At 52.6% G+C, this 22,420-nt stretch carries 26 protein-coding genes and 1 pseudogene; 9 read left to right on the top strand and 18 right to left on the bottom strand.

What is annotated here, in order from left to right; all coding sequences use genetic code 11:
• Positions 1-6: 6 nt before the first annotated feature.
• From ACOOGA_RS18220 to ACOOGA_RS18160, 13 genes are all read right to left on the bottom strand, one after another.
• Complete coding sequence (locus ACOOGA_RS18220) at positions 7-498, bottom strand: Lrp/AsnC family transcriptional regulator (protein WP_417461837.1); 492 nt, start codon at positions 496-498, stop codon at positions 7-9.
• A 118-nt stretch (positions 499-616) separates the two neighbouring features.
• Positions 617-1,084, bottom strand: coding sequence for a DoxX family protein (locus ACOOGA_RS18215; RefSeq protein ID WP_417462117.1), 468 nt, complete (start codon positions 1,082-1,084; stop codon positions 617-619).
• 18 nt (positions 1,085-1,102) lie between these two features.
• A complete protein-coding gene (locus ACOOGA_RS18210) occupies positions 1,103-1,819 on the bottom strand; it encodes a putative DNA-binding domain-containing protein (protein ID WP_417461838.1) in 717 nt (238 codons plus the stop codon).
• Positions 1,812-2,690, bottom strand: a complete 879-nt coding sequence (locus ACOOGA_RS18205) for a DUF692 domain-containing protein (protein ID WP_417461839.1) — start codon at positions 2,688-2,690, stop codon at positions 1,812-1,814. The genes ACOOGA_RS18210 and ACOOGA_RS18205 overlap by 8 nt, the downstream gene beginning before the upstream one ends.
• Positions 2,691-2,774: 84 nt before the next feature.
• Positions 2,775-3,053, bottom strand: a complete 279-nt coding sequence (locus ACOOGA_RS18200; protein ID WP_417461840.1) for a DUF2282 domain-containing protein — start codon at positions 3,051-3,053, stop codon at positions 2,775-2,777.
• 177 nt (positions 3,054-3,230) lie between these two features.
• Entirely contained in the window at positions 3,231-6,245 is a 3,015-nt protein-coding gene (locus tag ACOOGA_RS18195) for a tetratricopeptide repeat protein (protein WP_420429160.1), read from the bottom strand.
• Positions 6,232-6,879 (bottom strand): OmpA/MotB family protein, encoded by a 648-nt coding sequence (locus tag ACOOGA_RS18190; RefSeq protein WP_420430697.1) that lies wholly within the window; start codon positions 6,877-6,879, stop codon positions 6,232-6,234. The genes ACOOGA_RS18195 and ACOOGA_RS18190 overlap by 14 nt, the downstream gene beginning before the upstream one ends.
• Before the next feature lie 80 nt (positions 6,880-6,959).
• Positions 6,960-7,637, bottom strand: a complete 678-nt coding sequence (locus ACOOGA_RS18185) for a hypothetical protein (RefSeq protein WP_420429158.1) — start codon at positions 7,635-7,637, stop codon at positions 6,960-6,962.
• A gap of 26 nt (positions 7,638-7,663) precedes the next feature.
• Positions 7,664-8,311, bottom strand: coding sequence for a protein phosphatase CheZ (locus tag ACOOGA_RS18180; RefSeq protein WP_420429156.1), 648 nt, complete (start codon positions 8,309-8,311; stop codon positions 7,664-7,666).
• 53 nt (positions 8,312-8,364) lie between these two features.
• Positions 8,365-9,054, bottom strand: coding sequence for a MotE family protein (locus ACOOGA_RS18175; RefSeq protein WP_420429154.1), 690 nt, complete (start codon positions 9,052-9,054; stop codon positions 8,365-8,367).
• Positions 9,055-9,094: 40 nt separating this feature from the next.
• Positions 9,095-9,493: a DUF6468 domain-containing protein gene (locus ACOOGA_RS18170; protein WP_420430695.1), complete on the bottom strand. Its 399-nt coding sequence runs from the start codon at positions 9,491-9,493 to the stop codon at positions 9,095-9,097.
• Between the two features lie 27 nt (positions 9,494-9,520).
• Positions 9,521-10,663, bottom strand: a complete 1,143-nt coding sequence (fliM, locus tag ACOOGA_RS18165; RefSeq protein WP_417461847.1) for a flagellar motor switch protein FliM — start codon at positions 10,661-10,663, stop codon at positions 9,521-9,523.
• Between the two features lie 26 nt (positions 10,664-10,689).
• Positions 10,690-11,244, bottom strand: coding sequence for a flagellar basal body-associated FliL family protein (locus tag ACOOGA_RS18160; protein WP_420429152.1), 555 nt, complete (start codon positions 11,242-11,244; stop codon positions 10,690-10,692).
• Positions 11,245-11,593: 349 nt separating this feature from the next.
• Between ACOOGA_RS18160 and ACOOGA_RS18155 the strand changes: the two genes are divergently transcribed.
• Genes ACOOGA_RS18155 through flgH form a run of 4 tightly spaced genes read left to right on the top strand, consistent with a single transcriptional unit; the run spans position 11,594 to position 14,959 of the window.
• Positions 11,594-12,340: a flagellar hook-basal body complex protein gene (locus tag ACOOGA_RS18155; protein ID WP_417461849.1), complete on the top strand. Its 747-nt coding sequence runs from the start codon at positions 11,594-11,596 to the stop codon at positions 12,338-12,340.
• Positions 12,341-12,381: 41 nt separating this feature from the next.
• Positions 12,382-13,167, top strand: coding sequence for a flagellar basal-body rod protein FlgG (gene flgG / locus ACOOGA_RS18150; protein ID WP_417461850.1), 786 nt, complete (start codon positions 12,382-12,384; stop codon positions 13,165-13,167).
• A gap of 9 nt (positions 13,168-13,176) precedes the next feature.
• Positions 13,177-14,145: a flagellar basal body P-ring formation chaperone FlgA gene (flgA, locus tag ACOOGA_RS18145; RefSeq protein WP_420429150.1), complete on the top strand. Its 969-nt coding sequence runs from the start codon at positions 13,177-13,179 to the stop codon at positions 14,143-14,145.
• Positions 14,146-14,158: 13 nt separating this feature from the next.
• Positions 14,159-14,959, top strand: coding sequence for a flagellar basal body L-ring protein FlgH (gene flgH / locus ACOOGA_RS18140; RefSeq protein ID WP_417461852.1), 801 nt, complete (start codon positions 14,159-14,161; stop codon positions 14,957-14,959).
• Positions 14,960-15,075: 116 nt separating this feature from the next.
• Here the strand turns inward: flgH and ACOOGA_RS18135 are convergent.
• From ACOOGA_RS18135 to ACOOGA_RS18125, 3 genes and pseudogenes are all read right to left on the bottom strand, one after another.
• A pseudogene (locus tag ACOOGA_RS18135) lies at positions 15,076-15,399 on the bottom strand (5-methyltetrahydropteroyltriglutamate--homocysteine S-methyltransferase); the annotation flags it as partial.
• Positions 15,400-15,473: 74 nt separating this feature from the next.
• The gene (dksA, locus tag ACOOGA_RS18130; RefSeq protein ID WP_420429148.1) at positions 15,474-15,899 is read right to left on the bottom strand and encodes an RNA polymerase-binding protein DksA; all 426 of its coding nucleotides are present in this window, start codon (positions 15,897-15,899) and stop codon (positions 15,474-15,476) included.
• Between the two features lie 173 nt (positions 15,900-16,072).
• Positions 16,073-16,492 carry a flagellar assembly protein FliX gene (locus ACOOGA_RS18125; RefSeq protein WP_417461854.1) on the bottom strand — a complete coding sequence of 140 codons (420 nt, stop codon included), beginning with the start codon at positions 16,490-16,492 and terminating at the stop codon, positions 16,073-16,075.
• 209 nt (positions 16,493-16,701) lie between these two features.
• Here ACOOGA_RS18125 and flgI point away from each other — a divergent pair, with 209 nt between their 5' ends.
• The 5 genes from flgI (at position 16,702) to ACOOGA_RS18100 (ending at position 20,050) form a co-directional block, all read left to right on the top strand.
• Positions 16,702-17,829: a flagellar basal body P-ring protein FlgI gene (flgI, locus tag ACOOGA_RS18120; RefSeq protein ID WP_417461855.1), complete on the top strand. Its 1,128-nt coding sequence runs from the start codon at positions 16,702-16,704 to the stop codon at positions 17,827-17,829.
• Complete coding sequence (locus tag ACOOGA_RS18115; RefSeq protein ID WP_417461856.1) at positions 17,829-18,167, top strand: rod-binding protein; 339 nt, start codon at positions 17,829-17,831, stop codon at positions 18,165-18,167. Before flgI ends, ACOOGA_RS18115 begins: the two co-directional genes overlap by 1 nt.
• Positions 18,168-18,647 carry a hypothetical protein gene (locus tag ACOOGA_RS18110; protein WP_417461857.1) on the top strand — a complete coding sequence of 160 codons (480 nt, stop codon included), beginning with the start codon at positions 18,168-18,170 and terminating at the stop codon, positions 18,645-18,647.
• Positions 18,648-18,649: 2 nt separating this feature from the next.
• Entirely contained in the window at positions 18,650-18,961 is a 312-nt protein-coding gene (locus ACOOGA_RS18105; RefSeq protein ID WP_417461858.1) for a hypothetical protein, read from the top strand.
• A gap of 258 nt (positions 18,962-19,219) precedes the next feature.
• Complete coding sequence (locus ACOOGA_RS18100) at positions 19,220-20,050, top strand: flagellin (RefSeq protein ID WP_417461859.1); 831 nt, start codon at positions 19,220-19,222, stop codon at positions 20,048-20,050.
• A gap of 109 nt (positions 20,051-20,159) precedes the next feature.
• Here the strand turns inward: ACOOGA_RS18100 and pseC are convergent, their stop codons facing one another.
• Positions 20,160-21,353: a UDP-4-amino-4,6-dideoxy-N-acetyl-beta-L-altrosamine transaminase gene (gene pseC / locus ACOOGA_RS18095; RefSeq protein ID WP_417461860.1), complete on the bottom strand. Its 1,194-nt coding sequence runs from the start codon at positions 21,351-21,353 to the stop codon at positions 20,160-20,162.
• Between the two features lie 9 nt (positions 21,354-21,362).
• Complete coding sequence (gene pseB, locus ACOOGA_RS18090) at positions 21,363-22,400, bottom strand: UDP-N-acetylglucosamine 4,6-dehydratase (inverting) (protein ID WP_417461861.1); 1,038 nt, start codon at positions 22,398-22,400, stop codon at positions 21,363-21,365.
• Positions 22,401-22,420 lie beyond the last annotated feature (20 nt).

The following is a 22,420-nucleotide window of genomic DNA, read 5'->3' as shown; positions in this document are numbered from 1 at the left end:
CCACGATCATCCCCTCCGACGACGGGTACGGTTCGCATCTATGGCATAATCAAGCGGTAATGCCGTTGTATATTTGATCCGTTCCATGGCAAACGATGAGCTTACGTCCGTAAGCTGGACCTTCTTAATCAAGCTTTTGTAGAAGGTATCATAGGCAGCCATGTCGGGCACAACGACACGCATCAAATAGTCGATCTCACCACTCATGCGGTAGAGCTCAACGACCTCAGGAAACTCACACACCAGCCGCGCAAATTCATCAAGCCACTCAAAGTTATGCTCATTGGTGCGGATCGCGACGAATACGTCGAGCGGAACATTTACCTTATTGCGGTCCACGAGCGCGACGCGGCGGGTAATATAACCCTCTTGCTCAAGGATTTGGATCCGTCGCCAACATGGTGTGGTCGAAAGTCCAACTGCCTCCGCGATCTCCGCAGTACTAAGCGTCGCATCCTTCTGCAGAAGGTTCAGTATTTTGCGATCTATTTCATCCATAATTATATGCTCCTACTCGTGACACATCCCCGCGTCATCACTTTTCTGTATTAGCCATTTTTTCTAATATTTAAACTCAAAAATGACAGTCTCTGCTAATAAAGCTCTATTTTTCGCCTCAACTTATTCCCATTTTACCAAATTTTCGGAATATGAGATGGTCTAGCGACAACCGCCCTCCTCCCATAACAAGGATGGCGAGCCCTGCTGCCAGCCAGGACGCGTGCTCTGTAAACAGCGCCGGATACACAAATATCTGTATGACCAACGTCATGCCAACCAACCCCAATGCTCCCAGGCGCGAGAACAAGCCCAGGATGAGTAGGAGCGGCAGAAAGGTTTCGCCATAAATAGCAAGCTGCGCTGCCACTTCCGGGTCCAGCAATGGCAGGGCATATTCATCTTCAAACAATGTAATAGCGATATCCGATGGTTCAAGGTAACCACCAGCAACCTTGGTTCGCCCGCTTGCGTAGAAAATATGTGCCAACCAACACCTCAACCAAAGAAGGACGAAATCCTGAACCTGAAATTTGCGCTGCCAGGTATCGGTTAGCTGCCACAGGCGGGCCTTCAATGTAGTCATCACTATTCTTCCCTTATGTCAGGACAACGATAGCAGCCCAAACTCGATCAATTGTTCAAATGTGATTTGGTCGTCCGCACCCTGCTCACCATGTGTGATGATATTTCCGAGATAATTTTGTTGCGGCGCCGACAATCCAAAAAGCCTGACCTCACCATCCTGTAATATCGCACAGGCACATTGCCCTCCGGCGTTTGCATGCACCGCCTCAGGGGGAAGTTGGCCTGTACCCGCCATCCAAAGGTTCAAGATTGGGTAATCGCTCTCTACCAAACGCGCATTCGGTGAAAGACATAAATCTCGCCCAGTCATGCCCTCACGTAGTTGTGCCGCAGATGGCAAGTTATGCTCCCTTGCGTACTGCAGTTCATATATCGCCCACTCAAGCGCCATGATATCAGATAGATACGGCACCTTCTGCGCCGGCACGAACGCGCGAACAAAGTCAGGAACACCGCCACCGTATGTGTTTAAGGCGGCCTCCGTTGGTGGTACTTCAGCCACATACTGCGCGAGTACCGCGCGGAGAAACTTCTCTCCCACAAATGCTTCGGCTACAGCGAATATGCCTTGCAGTGAGCTAGTCAGCGTCTGTCGGTAATTGTTGCGGTGAATATTCAGACGGTCAGCAGCCTCTATAGCTCCAACATTTAGCACCAACACTAGGTCTTCTGGCGCTTCATTTGTTAAAACTGCCTTCTTGAAGGCCCGCTGTATTTCCAAGAGACTAAGCACTCGCTGTCACCTGCATCTGTCGCGCTGAAACCATGATTGAAGCGGCCTGATGGGCTTGGTTATAGAGCTGTTCAAAGCTCGGTATATTGGTATCCCACTCGATAAGAGTGGGTTTTGAACCAATGCGTTCTATTACCTCGCTATATAATTCCCAAACACCCCTACAGACTTCGGATCCATGGTCGTCAATACGAATTTCTCCACCCTCAAACTGCTTTACTTCATGTCCCGCCAAGTGGATTTCACCAATCAGGTCTGCGGGAATTGTCTGCAGATACCCGCGGGGGTCCCAGCCCATGTTCTTACCTGAGACATATACATTGTTGATATCCAGCAACAATCCACAGCCTGTAGTTTGTGCAAGCCTGCACAGAAACTCTGCTTCTTCGAACTCACTTTCAGAGAACGAAACATAGCTCGAAGGATTCTCTACCAGAATTTGCCGTCCCAACGCGTCTTGAAACTGGTTTATGTTGTTACTCACCACACGGAGGCATTCACTAGTGAGCGGAAGCGGCAATAGATCGTTCAGATATGTTCCACCCTGAACTGACCAGGCCAGATGCTCTGACACCAATGCCGGATTATACCGATCCACGACTTCTTTGAACCGTTGGAGATGTTTACGGGCGAGCCCCTCAGCCGACCCGAGCGAGAGGCCAACACCGTGAATCGATATGGCATAACTATCCGCAATTTCTTCCAAATAGCGGTGATGCGCACCACCATCAGACATATAGTTCTCTGCATGAATCTCGAAAAAGGAAAGTGCAGGACGGTCAGCCAAAATAGCTGAGTAATGATCGCTTTTCAGGCTTACGCCGACGAGGGGCGTTCCTTGCTTTTGCCACCATGCATCCAGCTCTTTCATACCTTCTCACGCTCCAACAAAGAGAAACGCCGGAACACGAGGCCGCATAGCCACTGTACCCCGGCGCCCAATTTCGGGAAAACCTTAGGACTTCTTAGGTTCTTTTGTCGCGCCTGCAATACGGTCACACAGCCCCGCTGGGACATACATCCATTCTTCGGGGTGTTGATCAACCGACGCCTGACCTGCGCAGCTGTGGGCCGATGTCGCGCAATCATTCATGCCTTTTGCGACAACGCCGTAGCATTTTTCTTTTTTACCTTTTTTATCATCAGCTGATGCCGAGCCCGCAGCTGCAGTCATGGCAAACGCCATAGCACTCGTGGTAACGATGGCTGTTCTTGCAATCTTGTTGAGTTTCATTTTGCACTTCCTCTGTTTGGTAATGAAGGAGGATTTTATCGCGGCCCTTCACAAGCCGCCCTTGCAAAACCATCTTTGCCCAAGCAGCTGGAAATAGAAAATAATATCCGTTTCACGAGTTAGTGAGACAAACGCGAGCTAATTACACGTGATATACGCGATAGAAGCAAAAACCTTCTACCGGCCTGAGAAATCACTTCTATAGTCACGCATAAAGGACTGAAGCTTCTCAACACTTGCGATTTGGCCAGCAATTGCGCCGAGCTCCCTGCCCGAGAGTTCCTGATCATTGGTCAGCAAGTCGAACGCATTTGCAAAATCTCCAGCCCGCATTTGGGAGCCATAGCGGCGGCGCATTTCAATCAGCCCTGCTCTATCTTCCATGAAAGTGAGCGCTATCGTCAATCGGATGAGGTTCAGGCGTTCAAGCGGGTCCAGCGCCTCATTTCGCCGCCACCCATCCCCAAGGAGTTGCCGGATGGTCGCTGAAGCCTTGGACCAAGCCTTACTGGACCAATAGATATCTGCTTTTAGTTGATCCGCCTCCCGGCTACGGTCACCTTCAAGCAACACTTCGGCCTCTTCATAGCGGCTTAGCTCGATCAACGCACGCGTTTCCACATGACGTCGTGTTGCATCAATATCTTCAGGCAACCGTGGCTCACGGGTAGCACGCATGATCTCAAGGGCTTTGGTAGGTTGCCGGTTGAGGATATAGATTTTGGCAAGGTTGGCGGCAATGAGCGCACGGCCTGCACCTTCAGTTCTGACCCGAACCTGATATTCAAGAAGCTCAGCCGCCCGGTCCAGAAGGTCAACCGAGACAAGCCGGTCTGCCAGTCGCCGGATCATCAAGTCACCTTCTGCACCCAAAGGCGTGAGGTCGCGGAACTTATAATACAGGCTTATTGCACTGATCGGTGTCAGGACATCGGCTTTGCCTTCGAGGAACAGTTCCCTGAACATTGAAGCCGAGCGTGAGATCATTTGACGGTCACGGGCAAGCTCCGGGAAATACGACACACCTTGGCGCAGAACCTCAAGCCCCAATTCATACTGCTCGGTGTCAAAATAAAGATCAGCAAGGTCATCGAGCAACTGCGCCTCAAACCGGGCACCGCGCCAAGCGAACCGCAGACGCTCCAACTGGTCAATGGCTTGCTCTTTGGTGATATCACCATTCGTGAGGTTTTGCGTGGTTCGAGCATATCGCGCGCGAGCGGCGATCCAACGATAAGGAACATCCGTCAGGTCATCAAACTGCGCGAGCGCAGCATCCATCTGACCTTGACGCGCCGCAATGCGGGCGCTTTGGAATACAGATTCCGCCAGTTGTTCGTCGCTCAGATCGAGGCCATTCAACAAATCCAGTTCGCGCAAGGCAAGTTCAAGGCTATCGAGTTCCAGCGCCGCCCGCACAACAGCCAACTGTATCTCGGCACGGTCGAAGTCGTCATAGGTGCCCATGACATCCTTGCCGCGGCGATAGTGTTCAAGCGCTGCATCATACTGGCCCAGCGCCTCAGCGACCAGGACACGCCACAACTCAGCATCCTGCTCTGCCTCAAGTCCCTTATTGGAAAGATCAACACTGGCTGCTTCAAGCCTACCTTGTTTGAAGTTGGCAACACCGCGCACCGCCAGATATTCACTATTCTGCGCCAGAAGCGGGTCTTCATCGAGCATGCGATCAAGCACTCCGATCGCCTCGGCCGCCCGGCCATGAGCGATGTAGAAGCGCGCCAGCTTCCATCGCGCAGCATTACGATCGGACAGAGGTTGCAACGAGAGTTCGTACAGCAAACGTGATTTGTTCTTCCTGTACTCCCACGGCTCCCCGATGCGCCACGCATCGAAATCAATAAGCCGGGAGAACTGCTCGTCCCTCGCTGCTTGCGACAGACCTGTATCGCGGGAAAGTTTGGTTGCTGACAAAATGTTGTTACCCGCCGATCGGATAGCGATACCATCACGAAAGCGCTCAACGTCAACGAAGTCAGATTTTGGCATCACGACGACGCCTTGCGCTGTCTCCAGCAGCTGTGATGACGCATAGCTGAATTCCTGGGCCATGCCCCGCCCTTCCCCAAGCATCGGAAGTACGACGAGAAAATCACCAACAGCCGGGTCTTCAACATCGATTTTACGGCCAATATCGGTTGCGGGTACAAATATCTGTTGCCCCTGCACGCCTTCTGCCTGTCGGGTCGGCTCAAGAGGGAACCTTGGTTTGGTTGGCGTGTCCTTGAGGCTAATCAGCCAATCATTCACATCACGCTCAACAACAAAGGACTGACCATTTTTGACGCCAAGGCGCATAACCAAGGCATCGCTGTTATCCTGCAGTTCAACAGCCCGGATACGATCCTTGATAATACTTTGCCCCATCCGCAGTCCGCCGGGGTCAAATTTATAGGGCTGGTCAAACACGATCCATAGGTAGCCACCACGCTCGAAAGCCGCCGCTCCTACCTCTTCCGGCCAGCCAAAGCGCAGCTGTATACCGGTATCAACCTCAGACACCGAAACCGACACGACCTTATCATCCGGTGAAAACGCTGTTACCCCTTGGATATCAATACCTGAGAAAACCTTTGGTTGGACGACCGGCTCGTCGGGGTCAGCTGTCACCGGAGAGGCGGGTGCATCGTCAGTCGATACTTCCTCAATCGGTTCGACTTCTGCGTCTTGACTAGCTTCATCCGACGGAGTGTCGCTTTCCTGAAGCGGTTCAGTCGTTGCCTCTTCATCGGCATTTTCTGCGGATGGTGCCATGTTCTCTGCGGATTGTGTCCGGGCAGCCCCTGTCGAATAGATATCGATTACGAGATACTGACCAGACCAGAAATCACGAGGGCCAGCGTCCGCAGGCACATCAAGAGTGACAATAGTATTTCCGCCCTGCTTGCTAACGCGAGGGTTTGTAGCTTGCTGGAGCGGCGAAGCAAGTATAGCGGAGAAATCAAGCTCAACATCAGCCTCGAAACGGACCGTCAACTCAGAGCCCTGCTTATTGACGCTATAGCCAATAGTTCGCGGTAGCGGAAATACCAGACGTGCCGCATTTGATTGCTGCGCACCCTGGACCACCACTTGTGATGCGGTAGACTGCGCGAACACTGCTGGCGCCGTCACAATAGTGAACGACAGGCAAGCAGCACCCATCAAATTTTGCCATTTAGAAAATGTCATATGCGCTTTGCCCGCGTCTTTCATTTATGAGTACGATATCGATGCGCTCAGCCCATTCAATGCGACTTTGTGTGGAGAGACTTTGGCTCAACTCTGCATTTCTCGTATCCGCATAACCAAGAACTGTAATGGGTTGCAAATAGCCCGAGTCAGCTAATGCGCCGGCCACCACACGGGCCCGTGTCATGGATAGCTCCCAATTTGAGCGGAACAGGCCGTTCGAAACCGGTGCTCCATCTGTATGGGCTGTAACCTGCATTCTGTTCCTGATCTGAACCAGCGCACCCGCCAACTGTCGCATCGCCCGCGCTGCGTCAGGTGCCAGAACAGCTTTTTTACGCTCGAACATAAGGCTCGCGGGCAGAGAAATAACAACCGTATCTGCCCGCCGATACACCTCCGCGCCTTGAAACAACGGCATCTGCTTTAATTGCCGGGACAGAAGAGATTCTAAATACGACAGGTTAAGCCCGGTAATACTTTTCGTCATCAGCGAAGCAGGAGCGTCATGCCGGACAGGATCAACAGTAGGCCGCAAAGGATTAAACTCCTCTGACATCGTATGCACGACAGCCTTCCAGCTCTCGAAAGTCACCGTGTTCATTGAGAACACCAACACAAAAAAGGTCAGCACCAACGACAGAAGGTCTGCGAATGTGAGAAGCCATGGTGCTGAGGTCGAATGCTTCTGCTTAGGCCTGTGACGAGTTAGCATCAGCGCTCTCCCCCCACAGGGGTTACCGTTCCTTGAGGTGGGACAGACCTGAACACCGCCAGAATTTCACCCTCAGGAATGGCGGCAAACCCGGTTGTAAAACTTCCTTCATCAACCCCATTCTCAATGAGATAGCGCGCTAGCGACCCTGCCCTGCGCACCGCCACTTCTTGCGGTCTTGTCATTTCTGCATCAACAGGCCCCTGGCCGACACCAAACATTATGGCTAGTTCTTGCCGCCACCCACCTGATGACTGACCAAGCCCGCCGACCAGTTGGTTTAGAAACGGATGGATATCAGGCCTTACACGAAAAGAGCCCGCTGGAAACAGGTAGTCTTCCGGGAACTGAACCTCGAACGTATTCCCACCCTGATTAGAGAAACGGCCCTCAAGGTTAAATTCTGCAAAGAAGGCGCGCTGGAAACCCTGCAGCACAGGATCATTTGACGCGGCCTCCACAGCCCTGGGGTCAATATCCTCGCGCTTGTTGGGAACCTCGGGTTGAAACGTCGTGTTGACACTCTCCATCGCCGCAGCCGCGCGAGACGCTGCATGCTGCGAGGTGGAGGTCAGGACAATAAAAAACGCGAGCAAAATCAGGTAGAGAGCGACAAACAAACCAAGTGTGTTGTCGCTCCCAAAAATTTTTCTGCTCTGATCGTTTTCTATAAACATCGCTGCCTGATCAATAACCTCAAAACTTAGTCAAAGCTTGCGAGGATTGCATCGATTTCCGCCTGACTATTGCCTTCACCTTCCAACTGTGGGCCATGAAGCAGGTCTGTATCGTCCGCAGCAATTCCTTCGTCGTCACGTTCAATTTCTTCTTCAGGCTCGATATAATCGTCACCGATTGCATCGGCCAAGGCGTTCAGGCGCTCCTCGAGATGCCCAAGTGTCCGCATAACCTTGGTAATGCGTTGGCCCGTGAGATCCTGAAAACTTGAGGCCTGAAAAAGGTCAGTCGAAACCTGCGCCAACCGTTCCGAAGCATCGTCACCCATTTCTTCCGAAATCTGACCAACGGTTTCCGCCGCGTCCATGATGGTTTCTGCTGCTTCTTCAGTTGACTTAACGATAGCATCCAACTGCTCACCGGCATCCGGGATGTCCCGGTTGGAAAGCGATTTAGGCTGCATGCCAACCAGCTCACTTTTTGCCGCGTTAATATAGGAAAGAAGCTCACGCAGCTCGCCCGCAATTTGGTCAATTTCCTCGTCGTGCGTCCGCCCTTTGACAAGACTACCAACAACATTCGCGATCTCATCAATCGCGACATTGTCGCCCCTGTCCTGGCGTAGCGCCTTAGCCCTCTGTTCCAGGCTTACAACTGCTGCCTGTTTTACCATTCCTACAAACTCCTCCGCCCCCAAAGTAAGTTATCTAGTAATCACCCTGCGCCTTAGTTGCCCTCGTTATTCAAATCCTGAATACGAGGCGGCTGCGCGAGTGTTGCAAGCTCTGTCGTCAAAATGCTGGCTGCCTGCGGAGACATTTCCCCCATCAACGCTGCCACTTTTGAAGGCTTCATTTTTGAAACCAGATCAATCTGTGTTTGCAGTGCTAGCGCCTCAAATCTCGGAGCAGCATCCTTCGGCTTCATCGTCTCATAAACCTTCACGATGTCTTGTAGCTTCTGATCTTCCGCAGTCTCGAAAATACGCAAATGCTCCTTGATCCGCGTTTCCAGAACTTCAAGTTGCTGGATTTTGTCGTTGATACGTTTTTCCGTGCTTGCGAGAAGCTGTTCCTGCAAATCTAGCTGCGTTTCCCGACGCTCAAGTTCCTGTCGCCGCTCCCGCAACTGGGTAATCAGTTCCATTTCTTCGTTGCTTGGAAGGCCAACCACCAATGGCTGTCGCGGGCGTTCTTGAGGCGCGGCATTCGTTTCAGTCTGTGCCTGACCATTATCCGTCGCTGCTTGCGCGTCAGCACTTTCACTGCTGTCGCCCTCTTGTTCCTGTGCGCTGGCAGGCCCAATCAGAAGGCTATACCCCGTATAAAGGTTGATGCCTCTGACCCCGAGCGCAACAAACGCAAACAAAATCAGAAGGGGAAAAATGCGTACCCTGCTCAGAACTGCGTTACTCATTTCATCTTTCCTTCAACATAAGTGGGGCACATCAAGCGCCTCACCTGGCTTCCCTTAGGGCTGCCAATATTTGCTGCTGTTGCTTGCTGCTTGCTTTTTTAGCTGGCGCATCCTCTGGTTCGGCCTTTGCTGTGGTACCCGTAAGGCCACGCTCAATTCGGTCAGCAAGATTGTTGCCAGCTTCAGTAATCATGCCAAGCTCATCGGCCAAAGAGCCAGCCTTCTGAACCTGGCTTTGCAAGCGTTCTTCAACATCCACAGCCGATTGCTTAAGGCCCGCGACACTTTTTTGTGCGTCCTGAACAGCGCGGTTAAGGTCATCCACCAGCGTCCTTAGCTGTGCCTGCCCTTCCCGGATTGTCCCCAAGCGACGGTAAACAATGATCGACACCGTGATCGAGGAGATCAGCAAGAGCGCCAGCACACCATCAACTATCATTTCAGACACGAGATCCATTCAATCGCCTTAATAGCTGTTTTCATCTGTTGGGTTCAGGCGCTCAGCCGTTTGCCTGACCTGAACAGCCACATGTTGCCCGGCTCGGCCAATCGCACCGCTCACCATCGGCACGTCACCGCATTTTAACACAACTTCGTCATTAGGAGTTTTATTAAACAAAATGGTCTGACCTATCTCTAGGTTCATCACATCCCTGAGTGACATTGTTGTTTCATCCATGATGGCATGGAGGTCTACGTCAGCCCGCCAAAGCTCGGTTGCCAAGTGGGTTTCCCATATAGAATCCCGGCCAAACTTCTCGCCCATGAAGCGCTGCAGCAGCAGTTCGCGAACGGGCTCAAGAGTAGCGTAAGGGAACAGCACCTCAAGCCGCCCGCCCCTGTCTTCCATATCAACCCGAAGCTTGATCAGGATCGCGGCATTAGGAGGCCGTGCGATTGTCGCAAAACGTGGGTTGGTTTCAAGGCGGTCAAAGGTAAAGTTCACTGGGCTGAGCGGCTCAAATGCGCCGCACATATCTTTAAGCACCACCGAGATCATGCGTTCCACGAGCGTCTGCTCAATCGTAGTATAGGGCCGACCCTCGATCCGCATTGCGGCTGTACCGCGCCTGCCGCCGAGAAGAACGTCCACAATAGAATAAATGAGGCTGGAATCGATGGTCATCAGACCATAGTTGTCCCATTCCTCCGCCCGGAACACCGCCAGCATTGCAGGAAGTGGGATAGAGTTCAGATAGTCACCGAACCGGACAGACGTGATATTGTCGAGTGATACCTCGATGTTATCGGAGGTAAAGTTACGCAACGATGTCGACATCATCCGAACCATACGGTCGAAGATAATATCGAGCATCGGCAGACGCTCATAGGATACCAGCGCGCTATTGATAAGCGCGTGGATGCCCGTCATCTCACCGGCATCACCATCACCGTCAAAACCTAGAAGGCTATCGATCTCGTCCTGATCAAGAACACGGCCGGGAGACGGACCACCAGAGTCGTCTTCCTCCTCACCACCTGCCATTGCTTCCCATTCGGCCGCCATGGCATCCTGATCGGTGTCGTCGTCCTCTTCGCCGCCACCACCAGCCATTGCTTCCCATTCGGCAGCAACTGCTTCGTCATCAATTTCTTCATCGTCAGCCATAGAAACCTCTCAGACGCTTTGTTCGATCAGCCCTGAACCAGAAATTCCTGGAACAACACATCCCTAACCCGCGTCGGTGCCACAGCCTGGTTGATCCGCATCAGCAGTTCTTCCTTAAGTCGGAAGATACCCGCCGCGCCATCCAGATCTTCCGGCCGCAACTCACGCATGTAGACGTTAAACTCATCAAGAATTCTTGGAAGTTTGGCATCAAGGTCCGCCTTATAGCTTTCTCTGTCTACTTCCAGCTGGATCTGAACGCGAAGGAAGCTCGAGCCCTGCCCGCCCGTATTCAAGTTATACTGCTGGGCCGGGATCACATAAAACAGTGTCTTGAGCTTCTCGGTCGGCACGTCTTGTTCAAGCTGCGCCTGATCACGCTTGTCAGCAGCGGCCTCCGCCATCTCATGAAGGTCAGCATCTTCATCCGGCGTATCGTCACCGCCCATGAAGGACATAATGCCAAGCCCTGCAAGTGCAGCCACAACCAAAGCCACAACGCCGATCACGACCTTCTTGCCGCTTACTTTCTTGCGCTCCAAGCCTTCGACGAGTTCTGCTTCCCCTAAGGTGTCTTCCATATTATCGGACATGAAATATCTATGACCTCTATCATTGCCTGATGAACACCGCAGCTAAACAACCCCGGTGACTTTATCCTGTGTTCAACTTTATCTTTATTTATACATAGTTAACAAGCCGTGAAATCCCCGTAAAGAAATCAGACATAAAATTTCCCCCTACTGGTGGGCAAAACCAGCAAAGGCGGCAAAAAACTCGGTGCCAAAAGTTCCCCGCCCAAACCGTATATCTCGTCACACATCAATAATTCTTTGATATTATTGGAAAAAATTTCTGGCACGGTTCCTGCTTATTCTCCAGCAAACCAAATCTGCGCCAAGCAGAAGCTGCGAATGCAGGAGAAAAATTATGGATACCGCACTTTTTGTCGGGTTGGCACATAGAAGCGCACTGAAAAGGCGCATGGACGTTGTTGCACATAATATCGCAAATATGTCGACAACAGCCTTTAACAAAGAAAGAGTTGTATTCCGCCAGCATCTGATGGATGCGCCGGGTGCAGCAGCCACTACAGGTGGCAAAATCGCTTATGTGATGGATGCGGGTGTTACTCGCAACACAGACACAGGCAACATGATTTCATCCAATAATCCACTTGATGTCTTTATCAAGGGGCGCGGTTACCTTTCAGTAACGGCAAGTGATGGCCAGACGGTATATACCCGCAATGGCCGCATGATGGTCGACAAAGATGGCGAACTTTCTCTGCTTTCCGGTGAGAAAGTGCTCGACGAAAACGGGCAAACTATCCAGTTCGACGAAGAAGATGTCGACATTCACATCGCAACAGACGGTGCCATTTCCACCAACCAAGGTGAAAAAGGCAAACTTGGCCTCGTGTCCTTTGCCAACGAGCAGGGCATGAAACGGCGCGGTTCTTCTCTTTATGAGACTGACCAGGCGCCCCTGGCCCCGGAAAATGTGACCGATGTCTCGCTTCGCCCCAAGGCATTTGAAGGATCTAACGTAAACGCCATCGAAAGCATGGTTGAGATGATCGACGTGATGCGCGCCTACGAACGCGCTTCCAAAAACTCATCCGGCTATGAAGACATGCGCAAGGACTCCCTCGACCGGCTTGCCCGCGTGCAATAACCGGCCCTGACGTAACGGGAAACTGAGGAAAGGATTGAAAGATGAAAGCATTAAGCACAGCAGCGACGGGCATGCTCGCACAGCAGCTCAATATCGAGGTCATCTCGAACAACATCGCAAACATGAACACCACTGGCTTCAAACGCCAGCGGGCAGAGTTCCAGGATCTTTTGTACCAGAATATCGAGCGCGTTGGCGCCAGCTCATCTGACGCAGGCACGACGGTTCCAAGTGGTATTCAGGTTGGTGTCGGCGTACGTGCCGCAGGCGTATATCGCATTACGGACCAAGGAAGCCTTTCAAGCACGGGCAACCAATATGATGTTGCCATTAACGGGCGTGGGTTCTTCCAGATCCAGTTGCCTGACGGGCAGTCCGCCTACACACGGGCCGGCTCGTTCCAGGTTGACCAGGATGGTCGCCTCGTAACGCCAGAGGGCTACCCGGTTCAACCGCAAATCGTAATCCCGCAGGATGCCGTTGATGTTTCCATCAACGAACAGGGCGTCGTATCTGTGAAGCAGGATGGCCAAACCAACCCGGCAGATATCGGTACATTTGACATGGTCACCTTCCCTAACGAAGTAGGCTTAGAAGCCATCGGTGGGAACATGTACCTTGAAAGCCAGGCATCTGGGGCCCCCAACGTGAGCCAAGCTGGCTTGCCAGGCTTCGGCAAGATCGTTCAGGGTTTCCTTGAGCAGTCCAATGTGAACGCGGTAGGTGAAATCACCTCCATGATCTCTGCACAGCGCGCTTACGAGCTCAACTCCAAGGTCATCCAGACCTCCGATGAGATGCTCCAAGCAGCCAATAACCTTCGCTAATAGGAGGATATGATGCAGAAGCTTAAACAAACATACAAAAGGGCGGTGATCGCCGCCCTCATGTGCGGGGCTCTCGCACCTGCGGCGGTCGCACACGAGCTACGTGAGCAACTGTCTGTAATAGACCCTGTTATCAAACTTGGTGATCTGTTCACAGATGCCGGGGCTGCGGCCGAGACAATTGTCATGGAAGCTCCAGCACCAGGTAAAGCTAAGCAACTGAGCTCATATGAGCTAGAGCGCATCGCAGAACAGTTCGAGTTGGATTGGGAACGCCCGACTTATCTGAAGCGTGTACGGGTTTACCGTGAAGGCAACAGCTTCTCCCTCGATGACCTGTCAAATCTGGTTATGACCGAGATACAGCGGCAAGGCTTGTCAAGTGACGTGGAAATCCAGATTTACGGTCGGCGTACCGGCCTCTATTTGCCAGCGGACGCCACAGCCAATGACGTCGAGATCGAAAGCTTTGAAATGAGTGATCGCCGTGACCGTTTCAATGCGGTTGCCTTGATCCCAACAGGTGGCGTGGAGCCAGAGCGGCTCAGCATCTCTGGCCGGATTGAAGAGGTTCGCATGGTGCCAACCCTCAACCGTATCCTGACACCTGGTGAGGTTATTCGCTCCAGTGACATTGAGTGGACCAAATTTCCGGTGCGCCAGATCAATGCCCGTGTCGTGCTTGATCAGTCTGACCTTGTTGGCCTCGTGGTAAAACGGGCTATACGCCCAGGAAAAACACTGTTCTCCACTGACGTGGCGCTGCCAGTCGTCGTCGAGAAAGGCAGCATCGTTACGATGATAGTTAGCGCCGGCGCGCTTTCCCTAAGCGCCTCGGGCCGCGCACTTGAAAATGGCGGTAACGGTGACACCATCCGGGTGATGAATACCAAGTCCAAACAGACGGTTGACGCGAAAGTGCTCAACTCGGGCCAGGTACAGGTATCCAGCAATTCTTTAACGCTTGCCGCGATGTAATGAGGAGGCAGCCATGTTAAAACAATTTGTTCAGAAAACACTTCTTGTTGCAGCACTTACCTCGCTCGCAGCCTGTGGCGCTGCTGACCGTATATCAGATATCGGCAAAGCGCCCGACCTGACACCGATCAAGGATATCAAGGCCCCTGTCGCACAGCGGTCGATCAGCCTGCCAATGCCTCAGGACACGCCTGATCGGTACCAGCCCAACTCGCTGTGGCGCACCGGTGCCCGTGCTTTCTTCAAAGACCAGCGCGCGTCCAACATCGGGGATATCGTTACAGTTAATATCGCGATTTCAGATAGTGCCCAGATTGGCAACTCAACTGCTCGCTCGCGTTCAACCGCCGAAAGCGCTGGCCTACCAAACTTCCTTGGGCTGGAAGCTGCCATTCCGCATGCTCTCTTTAACCAGCGTGCCGCAGATGCTGGCGCAACAAACGGCAATGCCGCTGCGGCAAATGCTTTCAGTGCCAGTTCACTTGTTGGCGCAGACTCAGGTTCTTCCTATGCCGGAACCGGCTCAGTTGACCGCTCGGAAGCGATCAACATGACCGTGGCCGCGATCGTTACAGAGGTACTGCCAAACGGCAACCTTGTGATCCAGGGCCGCCAGGAAGTACGTGTTAATTTTGAAAAACGCGAGCTCTTGCTCGCCGGTATTGTCCGCCCTGAGGATATCTCGAGCGGCAACACCATCTCACACACCCAGATTGCCGAAGCCCGCATCAGTTATGGCGGCAAAGGCCAGATTACCGATGTCCAACAGCCACGTTATGGGACCCAACTGTATGACATCATATTCCCGTTCTAATGTGATCTAACCAAGGAGGACTATGGAGAGAAACTAGGAACTACTTACCGAAAATAAAGCCAACTGACAAAGGCCGGGCATTATGTCCCGGCCTCTTTTTTTGCTAATTAGGAATCCTAACGAATCGATTCGTTCCTAAGGGATTTTGCAGCATTTACCATGTTGGCCAGTGCTGGCTTAACCTCTTCCCACCGACGTGTCTTCAAACCACAATCCGGGTTCACCCATATCTGGCCGGGATCAAGCGTCGATACAGCCTCTCGTATCTTTTTTTCAATTTCCGTTTGATCTGGGCAACGAGGTGCGTGGATATCATACACCCCCAAACCTATATCGTTCGCATATCCAGAACGTTTGAATACATCCAGTATCTCCATGTCCGAACGAGACGCCTCGATAGAAATCACATCCGCATCAAGCCCGGCGATAGCTGGCAGGATATAAATTCTGACCCGAATGACAAAAAAAGGGAGCTCAAAAGCTCCCTTTTTCACTTCAACGCTGGCCTCAGGTATTAGTCGTCGCGGTGTACTTTTTCCGCGCGCTCATGGGCCTCTTGCGCTTCAATGGTCATTGTCGCGATTGGGCGCGCATCAAGCCGACGAAGGCTGATAGGCTCGCCACTTACCTCACAATAACCATATTCACCGTTCTCAATACGGCGAAGCGCAGCATCAATTTTTGAAACAAGCTTACGCTGACGATCTCTGGTACGCAGTTCAACCGACCAGTCAGTTTCTGACGACGCACGGTCGGCAATATCTGGCTCACGCAGATTGTCTTGCTGGAGATTTTGCAGTGTTTCCGCAGACTCTCGGAGAATATCCTGTTTCCACCCTTCCAGCTTGCGCCTGAAATACTCAAGCTGGAGATTATTCATAAATTCTTCGTCTGGCGACGGCTGGTACCCTTCGGGCAATACGGTTGCTGTCGCTGTCATTGTTTCCGCCATTGTCACTCCCTAACAAATACACATTTCCGATCTTCGCCTAGTAATCCCCCGAAGACCCGCGCCGTTATATAATGATTTCCGGCTGTCAGTACAAGACGTAATAAAAAAGCGCCAGAACTGGCGCTTTCAGCAAGATTTAAAAGAATGCCAAGTGATTGGAATCAAACGCCAAGTTTTGCCAGTTCAACCTCGGCCCGCAATTCGATTTCTTCCAGCACGCCGTTCAACCGTTGATCTTCGGTTTTACTACGCTGATTCCTTGCGAGATCCGCAAGCCCCCGCAAATTACTGGCTGGGATAGACCCCAGAAGAATGCCTTTCCGAATTTCCTCAAGAATATCAAGCATTTCCTCCGCCCGCTTAAGCCCCTTTGACCGCGACTGTGTCGAGTCTGGCACTTCCTGCAAGGAAAGAAGTGCATTAACGGGTGCCAGAGGACTCGTCGCCGATGCTTTGGAGGCAGCATGTGTACTTGCCGGCCCCTCAAGTTCACCGCTAAAGGCAGAGCCTTCGCTCGCCTGCTTGCGCGACGCCTTCTTGATGGTCTTGGATTGTACTTGCCCGGGGCCGGTAATCTTCATGCTAACAAATTAATCCTTGGCAGCGCTATGAGCAAGCTTTGCTACACTCATCCGGAAATTTTATCCATGTTAAACTAACGCCCGATATTTTTCCATTAAATTACAACATATTAGCCCCCACGGTAAGTTGGCACAATCTTCGCATTACTTTGGCTGAGATTTCCATGTCCGGCAAAAAGCGCCGGGCGACGTTACAAAGGTGCCGAAGCATGTTGCATAAATCTTTCTTCCAGAAGCTCGTTGCTGTAGCCGGACTTGCCGTGGCTATGATGATGCCGAATGAAGCTGGTGCTTCATCCCGCATCAAGGACATTGTTTCGGTTGAAGGTATCCGGGAAAACCAACTGATCGGCTACGGCCTGGTTGTTGGCCTTAACGGCACTGGTGATACCCTTCGGAACACCCCCTATACAGAACAAAGCCTCACTGCAATGTTGGAGCGCCTTGGTGTAAACGCCAAGGGTGAGACAATGCGCCCGGAGAATGTGGCGGCTGTCATGGTAACATCCACGCTTCCTTCATTTGCGCGCCAAGGCACCCGGATCGATGTTCAAGTAAGCTCGATGGGCGATGCAGAGGACCTGAAGGGCGGCACGCTTATCGCTACACCGCTTCTCGGCGCCGACGGTGAAGTTTATGCCGTTGCCCAAGGTTCAGTTGCTGTTGCCGGTTTCAGTGCTCAAGGTGAAGCAGCCTCCATTGTGCAGGGCGTACCAACAAACGGCCGTGTCGCAAACGGCGGTATCGTGGAACGTGAAATACCATTTGAGCTCAGCGACCTTACGGCAGTTAAGCTTTCACTGCACAACCCGGATCTTACCACAGCACAGCGCATCACACAGGCGATCAACTCCCACCTGAACACCAACATGGCGCGCCTGCTTGACCCTGCAACCATCCAGCTTGATCGCCCGATCGGGTATGAAATGGCCCTTGTGGACATTCTCACCACCATTGAGCAGATCGCTGTTACACCTGACCAGAAAGCGCGCGTCATTATTGACGAACGCACTGGCATTATCGTTATGGGCTCAGAGGTTCGCATCAATTCCGTTGCAATTGCACAGGGTAACCTGACGATCAGCATTTCCGAGCAACCACAAGTGTCACAGCCCGGTGCATTCGCACAGGGTGGCCAGACACAGGTCGTGCCGCGCAGCACCGTAAATGTTGAAGAAACCGGCACGGAAAAACTTACCGTGTTGCCGCCTTCCGTCACGCTGCAAGACCTGGTTGATGGCCTGAATGCCCTTGGTGTTGGCCCACGCGACATGATCTCCATCCTGCAGGCGATTAAAGCGTCTGGTGCGATGCAAGCCGAAATTCAGGTGATGTAATGCAAGCACAGCATGTAAATATGGCCCAAGCCCAAGTGATGGATGCCCAGTTCGCCGCCGCTAAGAACGGTGTCGGCACTCTCGGCAGCAACCTTACGGACGCACAAAAAGCCTCCGCGCGCGACGCTGCTGAAAAATTTGAGGCAGTTTTCATCGCCCAGATGCTTAACCCAATGTTCGAGGCTCTCCCGACCGACGGCCTTATGGGTGGCGGACCTGCCGAAGGCGTGTACCGCTCCATGATGGTAGATGAAGCCAGTAAATCAATCGCTCGCAACGGCGGCATTGGCATCGCGGGCAATGTGTACCGCGAGCTTCTTAAAATGCAGGAGGTGTAGATGCCACTCGACCCCCTTCCCTTAAAACCAAACACCGTGGAAGCGCCGATTATTACGGGCCACGGCTCCCAACTCGCAAAACTGACAATTTCGCTTACTGAGCTTATCAGCCGCGAGACAGAGCTGTTGAAAGACCGCAAGCCCCGCGACGCGCAAAAGCTGCACGGTGAGAAAAGCCGCCTTATGGCTGAATACCGCGAGACGCTGAACCGGGTTCGGGTGAATGAACACACGCTTGGTCCGAAAGGCTCGAACGAGCGAACCTACCTTAAGGACCTTACGGACACGTTCCGGGAAGTTCTGAGAGACCACGCACGTGTGGTTCTTCGGCTCAAATCCGTGAGCGAAGGACTAATTCGCAGCGTCGGTGAAGAAGTAGCAAAGAGAAACCGCCCGGTGGTCGGCTACGGCAAAAATGCCGCAGCACAGCCAGCACCACGCGGTCGCCCCACTTCACTAGCCCTCAACCAGGTGATCTAGTTATGCAAGTCAACCCGCAGGCAGCGTTACTCGCGCTCCTGCGCGTCCCTGTTGGCTCACCACCCTCCGCTCCTGACCTTTCAGCGTCAGGCCGCTTCCAAAACGAACTTCTCGCATTTCACCGGCAGGAAAGTGTTTCCAGCCAGCCTAGCACGCAGCTCGTCAGTTCCGCCCGCCCGTCGGTCTTTATTCCTGACACGGGTGCCGCAGCGGCTGGGCAAAGCACAACTTCAAAGCGTGGCGGCGAGAAGAAGAGCCCAAAGAAGAATAACGGATCCATCCGGACCTCCACGTTTCTGCCGCAGGGCAAATAGCAACTCGCATTTCCAGTCCCTTCAACGGCCCCCTTTCCTCTTCAGCCCAAACCGGCAGATGTTGCATTCCCCGCCTATCCGCAGTGGCACATTATGCCCTCAGCCAACTTTTCTACAAAACGTCTATCGAGCAAAATTCTATATTTTATCTATATAAATCAATACTTTATATATTTTAAAAATTGGCACACCGTTTGCATTTACCAAACCAAGCCGAAATGACGGCCGGGTATAACTGTCATGAGAAGGAGAGGTTAAATGACCTTTTCAATTAATGTGAACGCCAGTGCACTTGATGCACTTCGTAACTTGAACCATACAAGCAAACAGCTTGAAACGACACAGACCAAGATCAATACAGGTCTGAAAATTTCTTCTGCCAAGGATAACGCAGCGGTCTTCTCAATCGCGCAAAAGTTGCGGGGCGATGTGAAGGGCCTGAACGCTGTCAAGCAATCCCTTGATCGCGGCATTTCAACCGTTGACGTGGCACTTGCCGCAGCTGGCGCAATCTCTGACCTCCTTCTGGAGATGAAAGAAAAAGCTGTTGCCGCCGCTGACCAAGGCCTCGACACCACCAGTCGAAACGCCCTCAGCCAAGACTTTGCTGCGCTACGCGACCAGGTCACCACCATCGTGGAAAACGCAGAATTCAACGGCACCAACCTGATCGATGGCGGTACGGACGCGATTGTCGCGATCACCAATGCCGATGCTACCCAGACCTTGACGGTAAATCACCAGGCCCTGACACTTGGCGGCGGTAATATTACAGTGACCTCCAGCCAGGACATATCCACCCAAACCACGGCCGCACTTGCGGTGACGAACATTGGCGACTCCATCGACAATCTCAATTCCGTGCTGACACAGCTCGGGTCGGGTTCCACGGCGCTGGAGCAAAACCGGAGTTTCGCAGGTCGCCTTGCAGACGTGATTGAGGTCGGCATTGGTAACCTCGTTGACGCCGACATGGCCAAAGAAAGCGCCAACCTTCAGGCACTACAGGTGAAGCAGCAACTGGGCATCCAGGCTTTGTCGATCGCCAACCAGTCGCCACAATCTATCCTCTCCCTCTTCCAAGGGTAAGGCTAGGCCAGACGGTCTTGGCAAACCTCATGACATTATACCGACGCCTTTTGGTCAGGAACGCAGCAGCGTTTCTGACCAGGCTGGCGCAATGTTTTGAGGATAATGTTTACTCTGTAAGCCCCAAAGTTTGCTTGAGAGCAGCAACTACCCTATCCACATCACTGTCGCTCATTCCCGGGAAAATTGGCAAACTCAGCACCGCTTCATAATAGCGCTCTGCCCCCGGAAAGTCCGGCTCTCCGCATAACTCTCGATAGTAAGGTTGCCACGGGACCGGCACATAGTGCACCTGCGTTCCCACACCGTGCCCATGCAAGCTTCGCATAAGCTCGGCGCGACTTATCCCGACCGCTTTAAAGTCAATCAAAACCGGATATAAATGCCAAGCCGACGCCGCAAGCGATGTACGCTGCACAGGCTTCAACGCATTGGAAAGCCCAGTAAGCGCCGCATCGTAACGATCGGCAATTTCTGCCCTACGCCGCACGAACCCACCCAACTTACCAAGCTGGCTGAGGCCTAGCGCGCACTGCATATCGGTCGCCCGGTAATTATAGGCCAGCTCGTGCATTTCATAATACCAGGGGTTTGGCTCGCCATCTGGTGCAAAACCACTGGGCATTTTCCAGTCCTCAGGGTCGCGCCGCATATCGTGGCCACGCAAATTCCTCAGGCGTTTCGCAATCGAAGCGTCATTTGTCGTCACGACACCGCCTTCACCCATCGCTATCGACTTGACCGGATGGAGCGAGAAGCAAGCAAAGTCTTCATACTGCCCGTCACCCGGACCGCCGCCGCCCGCATACTGCGCCCCCAAAGCATGGCAACAGTCCGTTATGACCTTGAGAAAATGTTTCTGAATAATGCCGTCAAGTCTAGGCATCTCCACGCACTGCCCATTCAAGTGAACAGGCATAACGGCCACAGCGTTTTCGCACCTTGAAAGTGCCGCTATCAATGTCTCTGCAGTTAGGAGGCCTGTATCGGGGCAGACATCGGCGAAAATCACATCCGCGCCAGCCATGCGCACCGCGTTAGCTGTCGACAGAAAGGTTACTGCCGGGACGATAACCTGATCTCCAGGGCCAATCCCGGCTGCGATCACCGCAAGATGCAGGGCCGTGGTGCCGTTAGAGCAAACCACGGCATGTTTTGCTCCAGTCACGCGGGAAAAAGCGTTTTCAAACTCATCAACCTTTGGCCCGCCAGTCAAAACACCGTGGCGCAACACATCGACTACCGCTGCGATGTCGTCTTCATCGATTTGATGGCGTCCATAGGGAAGAAATTTGCCAGACATCTTTGTCTTCTATTCGCCTTCCTCAGGGATTTTGGTCAAAATTTCCCTAAGAGCCTCCACACCAAGCCAATCGTCATTTTTGTCGCTCGAATACTCGAAGCCTTCAGGCATGCCTTCGTGGCCTTCATCAAGAAGGTCTTCCCGTTTCCAAAAATGCCATTCCGGCTCAATCACGTAGCGGTCGCCCAAGTCAATCGTGCTCTTGGCGTTATGTTCGGTGATCATGATCTCATGAAGTTTTTCACCCGGGCGAATACCAACGTGCTTTATCGCCATGCCAGGCGCGAGTGCCTCGATCAAATCCGGTATGCGCATGGAGGGTATTTTTGGAACGAATATTTCTCCGCCACGCATAATCGGGAAACACGACATGGTGAAATTCACGGCTTCTTCAAGTGTGATCCAAAAACGGGTCATGCGCTCATCCGTTACAGGAAGCTCCGTCGCGCCCTTTTTGAGAAGTGCCCGAAAGAACGGTATCACACTGCCTCTTGAGCCAAGAACGTTCCCGTACCTGACCACTGCAAAGCGGGTGCCCGTGCCTGAAGCGAGCGAGTTGGCAGCCACAAAAATCTTGTCGGATGCTAGCTTGCTGGCACCATAAAGGTTGATCGGGTTCACGGCCTTATCGGTTGAAAGCGCAATGACCTGCTTCACCCCTGCCTGGATCGAAGCCTGAACAACATTCTCTGCGCCAATCACGTTGGTGCGAATACACTCAAACGGGTTATATTCCGCGAGCGGAACCTGCTTTTGTGCAGCAGCATGCACCACGATATCCACCCCACGCATCGCCATAACCAGTCGATCACGGTCCCGGATATCACCAATAAAAAAGCGGACCTTTTTTTGCTCGGCTTCAGTCAGTGTATTTTGGAGCAAAAAGTGATTTAGCTCTCCGCGCGCAAACACGATAATCTTACGCGGGTTGTGGTCGTCCAACAGTCGACGCATCAGGGTCTTGCCAAACGAGCCAGTCCCCCCAGTGATGAGGATAGACTTACCTTCAAAGTCGGCCGATGATCCCCCAAACCCTGTAAAAGACATATGGTATCTCCCTGAGCCCA

It is taken from the genome of Kordiimonas sp. (genome assembly GCF_965216265.1).
Classification (GTDB): domain Bacteria; phylum Pseudomonadota; class Alphaproteobacteria; order Sphingomonadales; family Kordiimonadaceae; genus Kordiimonas.
Note: the sequence above shows the minus strand (reverse complement) of the source record. Positions and strands in the feature narration are given on the sequence as shown.

Excerpts from the sequence above, each read along its gene's own strand:
- pseC (WP_417461860.1), bottom strand. The coding sequence starts at position 21,353 with ATGTCTGGCAAATTTCTTCCCTATGGACGCCATCAAATCGATGAAGAC.
- ACOOGA_RS18110 (WP_417461857.1), top strand. The coding sequence starts at position 18,168 with ATGCCACTCGACCCCCTTCCCTTAAAACCAAACACCGTGGAAGCGCCG.
- ACOOGA_RS18175 (WP_420429154.1), bottom strand. The coding sequence starts at position 9,054 with ATGAGTAACGCAGTTCTGAGCAGGGTACGCATTTTTCCCCTTCTGATT.
- ACOOGA_RS18180 (WP_420429156.1), bottom strand. The coding sequence starts at position 8,311 with ATGGTAAAACAGGCAGCAGTTGTAAGCCTGGAACAGAGGGCTAAGGCG.
- ACOOGA_RS18185 (WP_420429158.1), bottom strand. The coding sequence starts at position 7,637 with ATGTTTATAGAAAACGATCAGAGCAGAAAAATTTTTGGGAGCGACAAC.
- ACOOGA_RS18155 (WP_417461849.1), top strand. The coding sequence starts at position 11,594 with ATGGATACCGCACTTTTTGTCGGGTTGGCACATAGAAGCGCACTGAAA.
- dksA (WP_420429148.1), bottom strand. The coding sequence starts at position 15,899 with ATGACAGCGACAGCAACCGTATTGCCCGAAGGGTACCAGCCGTCGCCA.
- ACOOGA_RS18100 (WP_417461859.1), top strand. The coding sequence starts at position 19,220 with ATGACCTTTTCAATTAATGTGAACGCCAGTGCACTTGATGCACTTCGT.
- ACOOGA_RS18160 (WP_420429152.1), bottom strand. The coding sequence starts at position 11,244 with ATGGAAGACACCTTAGGGGAAGCAGAACTCGTCGAAGGCTTGGAGCGC.
- fliM (WP_417461847.1), bottom strand. The coding sequence starts at position 10,663 with ATGGCTGACGATGAAGAAATTGATGACGAAGCAGTTGCTGCCGAATGG.
- ACOOGA_RS18170 (WP_420430695.1), bottom strand. The coding sequence starts at position 9,493 with ATGATAGTTGATGGTGTGCTGGCGCTCTTGCTGATCTCCTCGATCACG.
- pseB (WP_417461861.1), bottom strand. The coding sequence starts at position 22,400 with ATGTCTTTTACAGGGTTTGGGGGATCATCGGCCGACTTTGAAGGTAAG.
- ACOOGA_RS18195 (WP_420429160.1), bottom strand. The coding sequence starts at position 6,245 with ATGACATTTTCTAAATGGCAAAATTTGATGGGTGCTGCTTGCCTGTCG.
- ACOOGA_RS18200 (WP_417461840.1), bottom strand. The coding sequence starts at position 3,053 with ATGAAACTCAACAAGATTGCAAGAACAGCCATCGTTACCACGAGTGCT.
- ACOOGA_RS18105 (WP_417461858.1), top strand. The coding sequence starts at position 18,650 with ATGCAAGTCAACCCGCAGGCAGCGTTACTCGCGCTCCTGCGCGTCCCT.
- ACOOGA_RS18115 (WP_417461856.1), top strand. The coding sequence starts at position 17,829 with ATGCAAGCACAGCATGTAAATATGGCCCAAGCCCAAGTGATGGATGCC.
- flgH (WP_417461852.1), top strand. The coding sequence starts at position 14,159 with ATGTTAAAACAATTTGTTCAGAAAACACTTCTTGTTGCAGCACTTACC.
- ACOOGA_RS18215 (WP_417462117.1), bottom strand. The coding sequence starts at position 1,084 with ATGACTACATTGAAGGCCCGCCTGTGGCAGCTAACCGATACCTGGCAG.
- ACOOGA_RS18220 (WP_417461837.1), bottom strand. The coding sequence starts at position 498 with ATGGATGAAATAGATCGCAAAATACTGAACCTTCTGCAGAAGGATGCG.
- ACOOGA_RS18205 (WP_417461839.1), bottom strand. The coding sequence starts at position 2,690 with ATGAAAGAGCTGGATGCATGGTGGCAAAAGCAAGGAACGCCCCTCGTC.
- flgA (WP_420429150.1), top strand. The coding sequence starts at position 13,177 with ATGATGCAGAAGCTTAAACAAACATACAAAAGGGCGGTGATCGCCGCC.
- ACOOGA_RS18125 (WP_417461854.1), bottom strand. The coding sequence starts at position 16,492 with ATGAAGATTACCGGCCCCGGGCAAGTACAATCCAAGACCATCAAGAAG.
- flgG (WP_417461850.1), top strand. The coding sequence starts at position 12,382 with ATGAAAGCATTAAGCACAGCAGCGACGGGCATGCTCGCACAGCAGCTC.
- flgI (WP_417461855.1), top strand. The coding sequence starts at position 16,702 with ATGTTGCATAAATCTTTCTTCCAGAAGCTCGTTGCTGTAGCCGGACTT.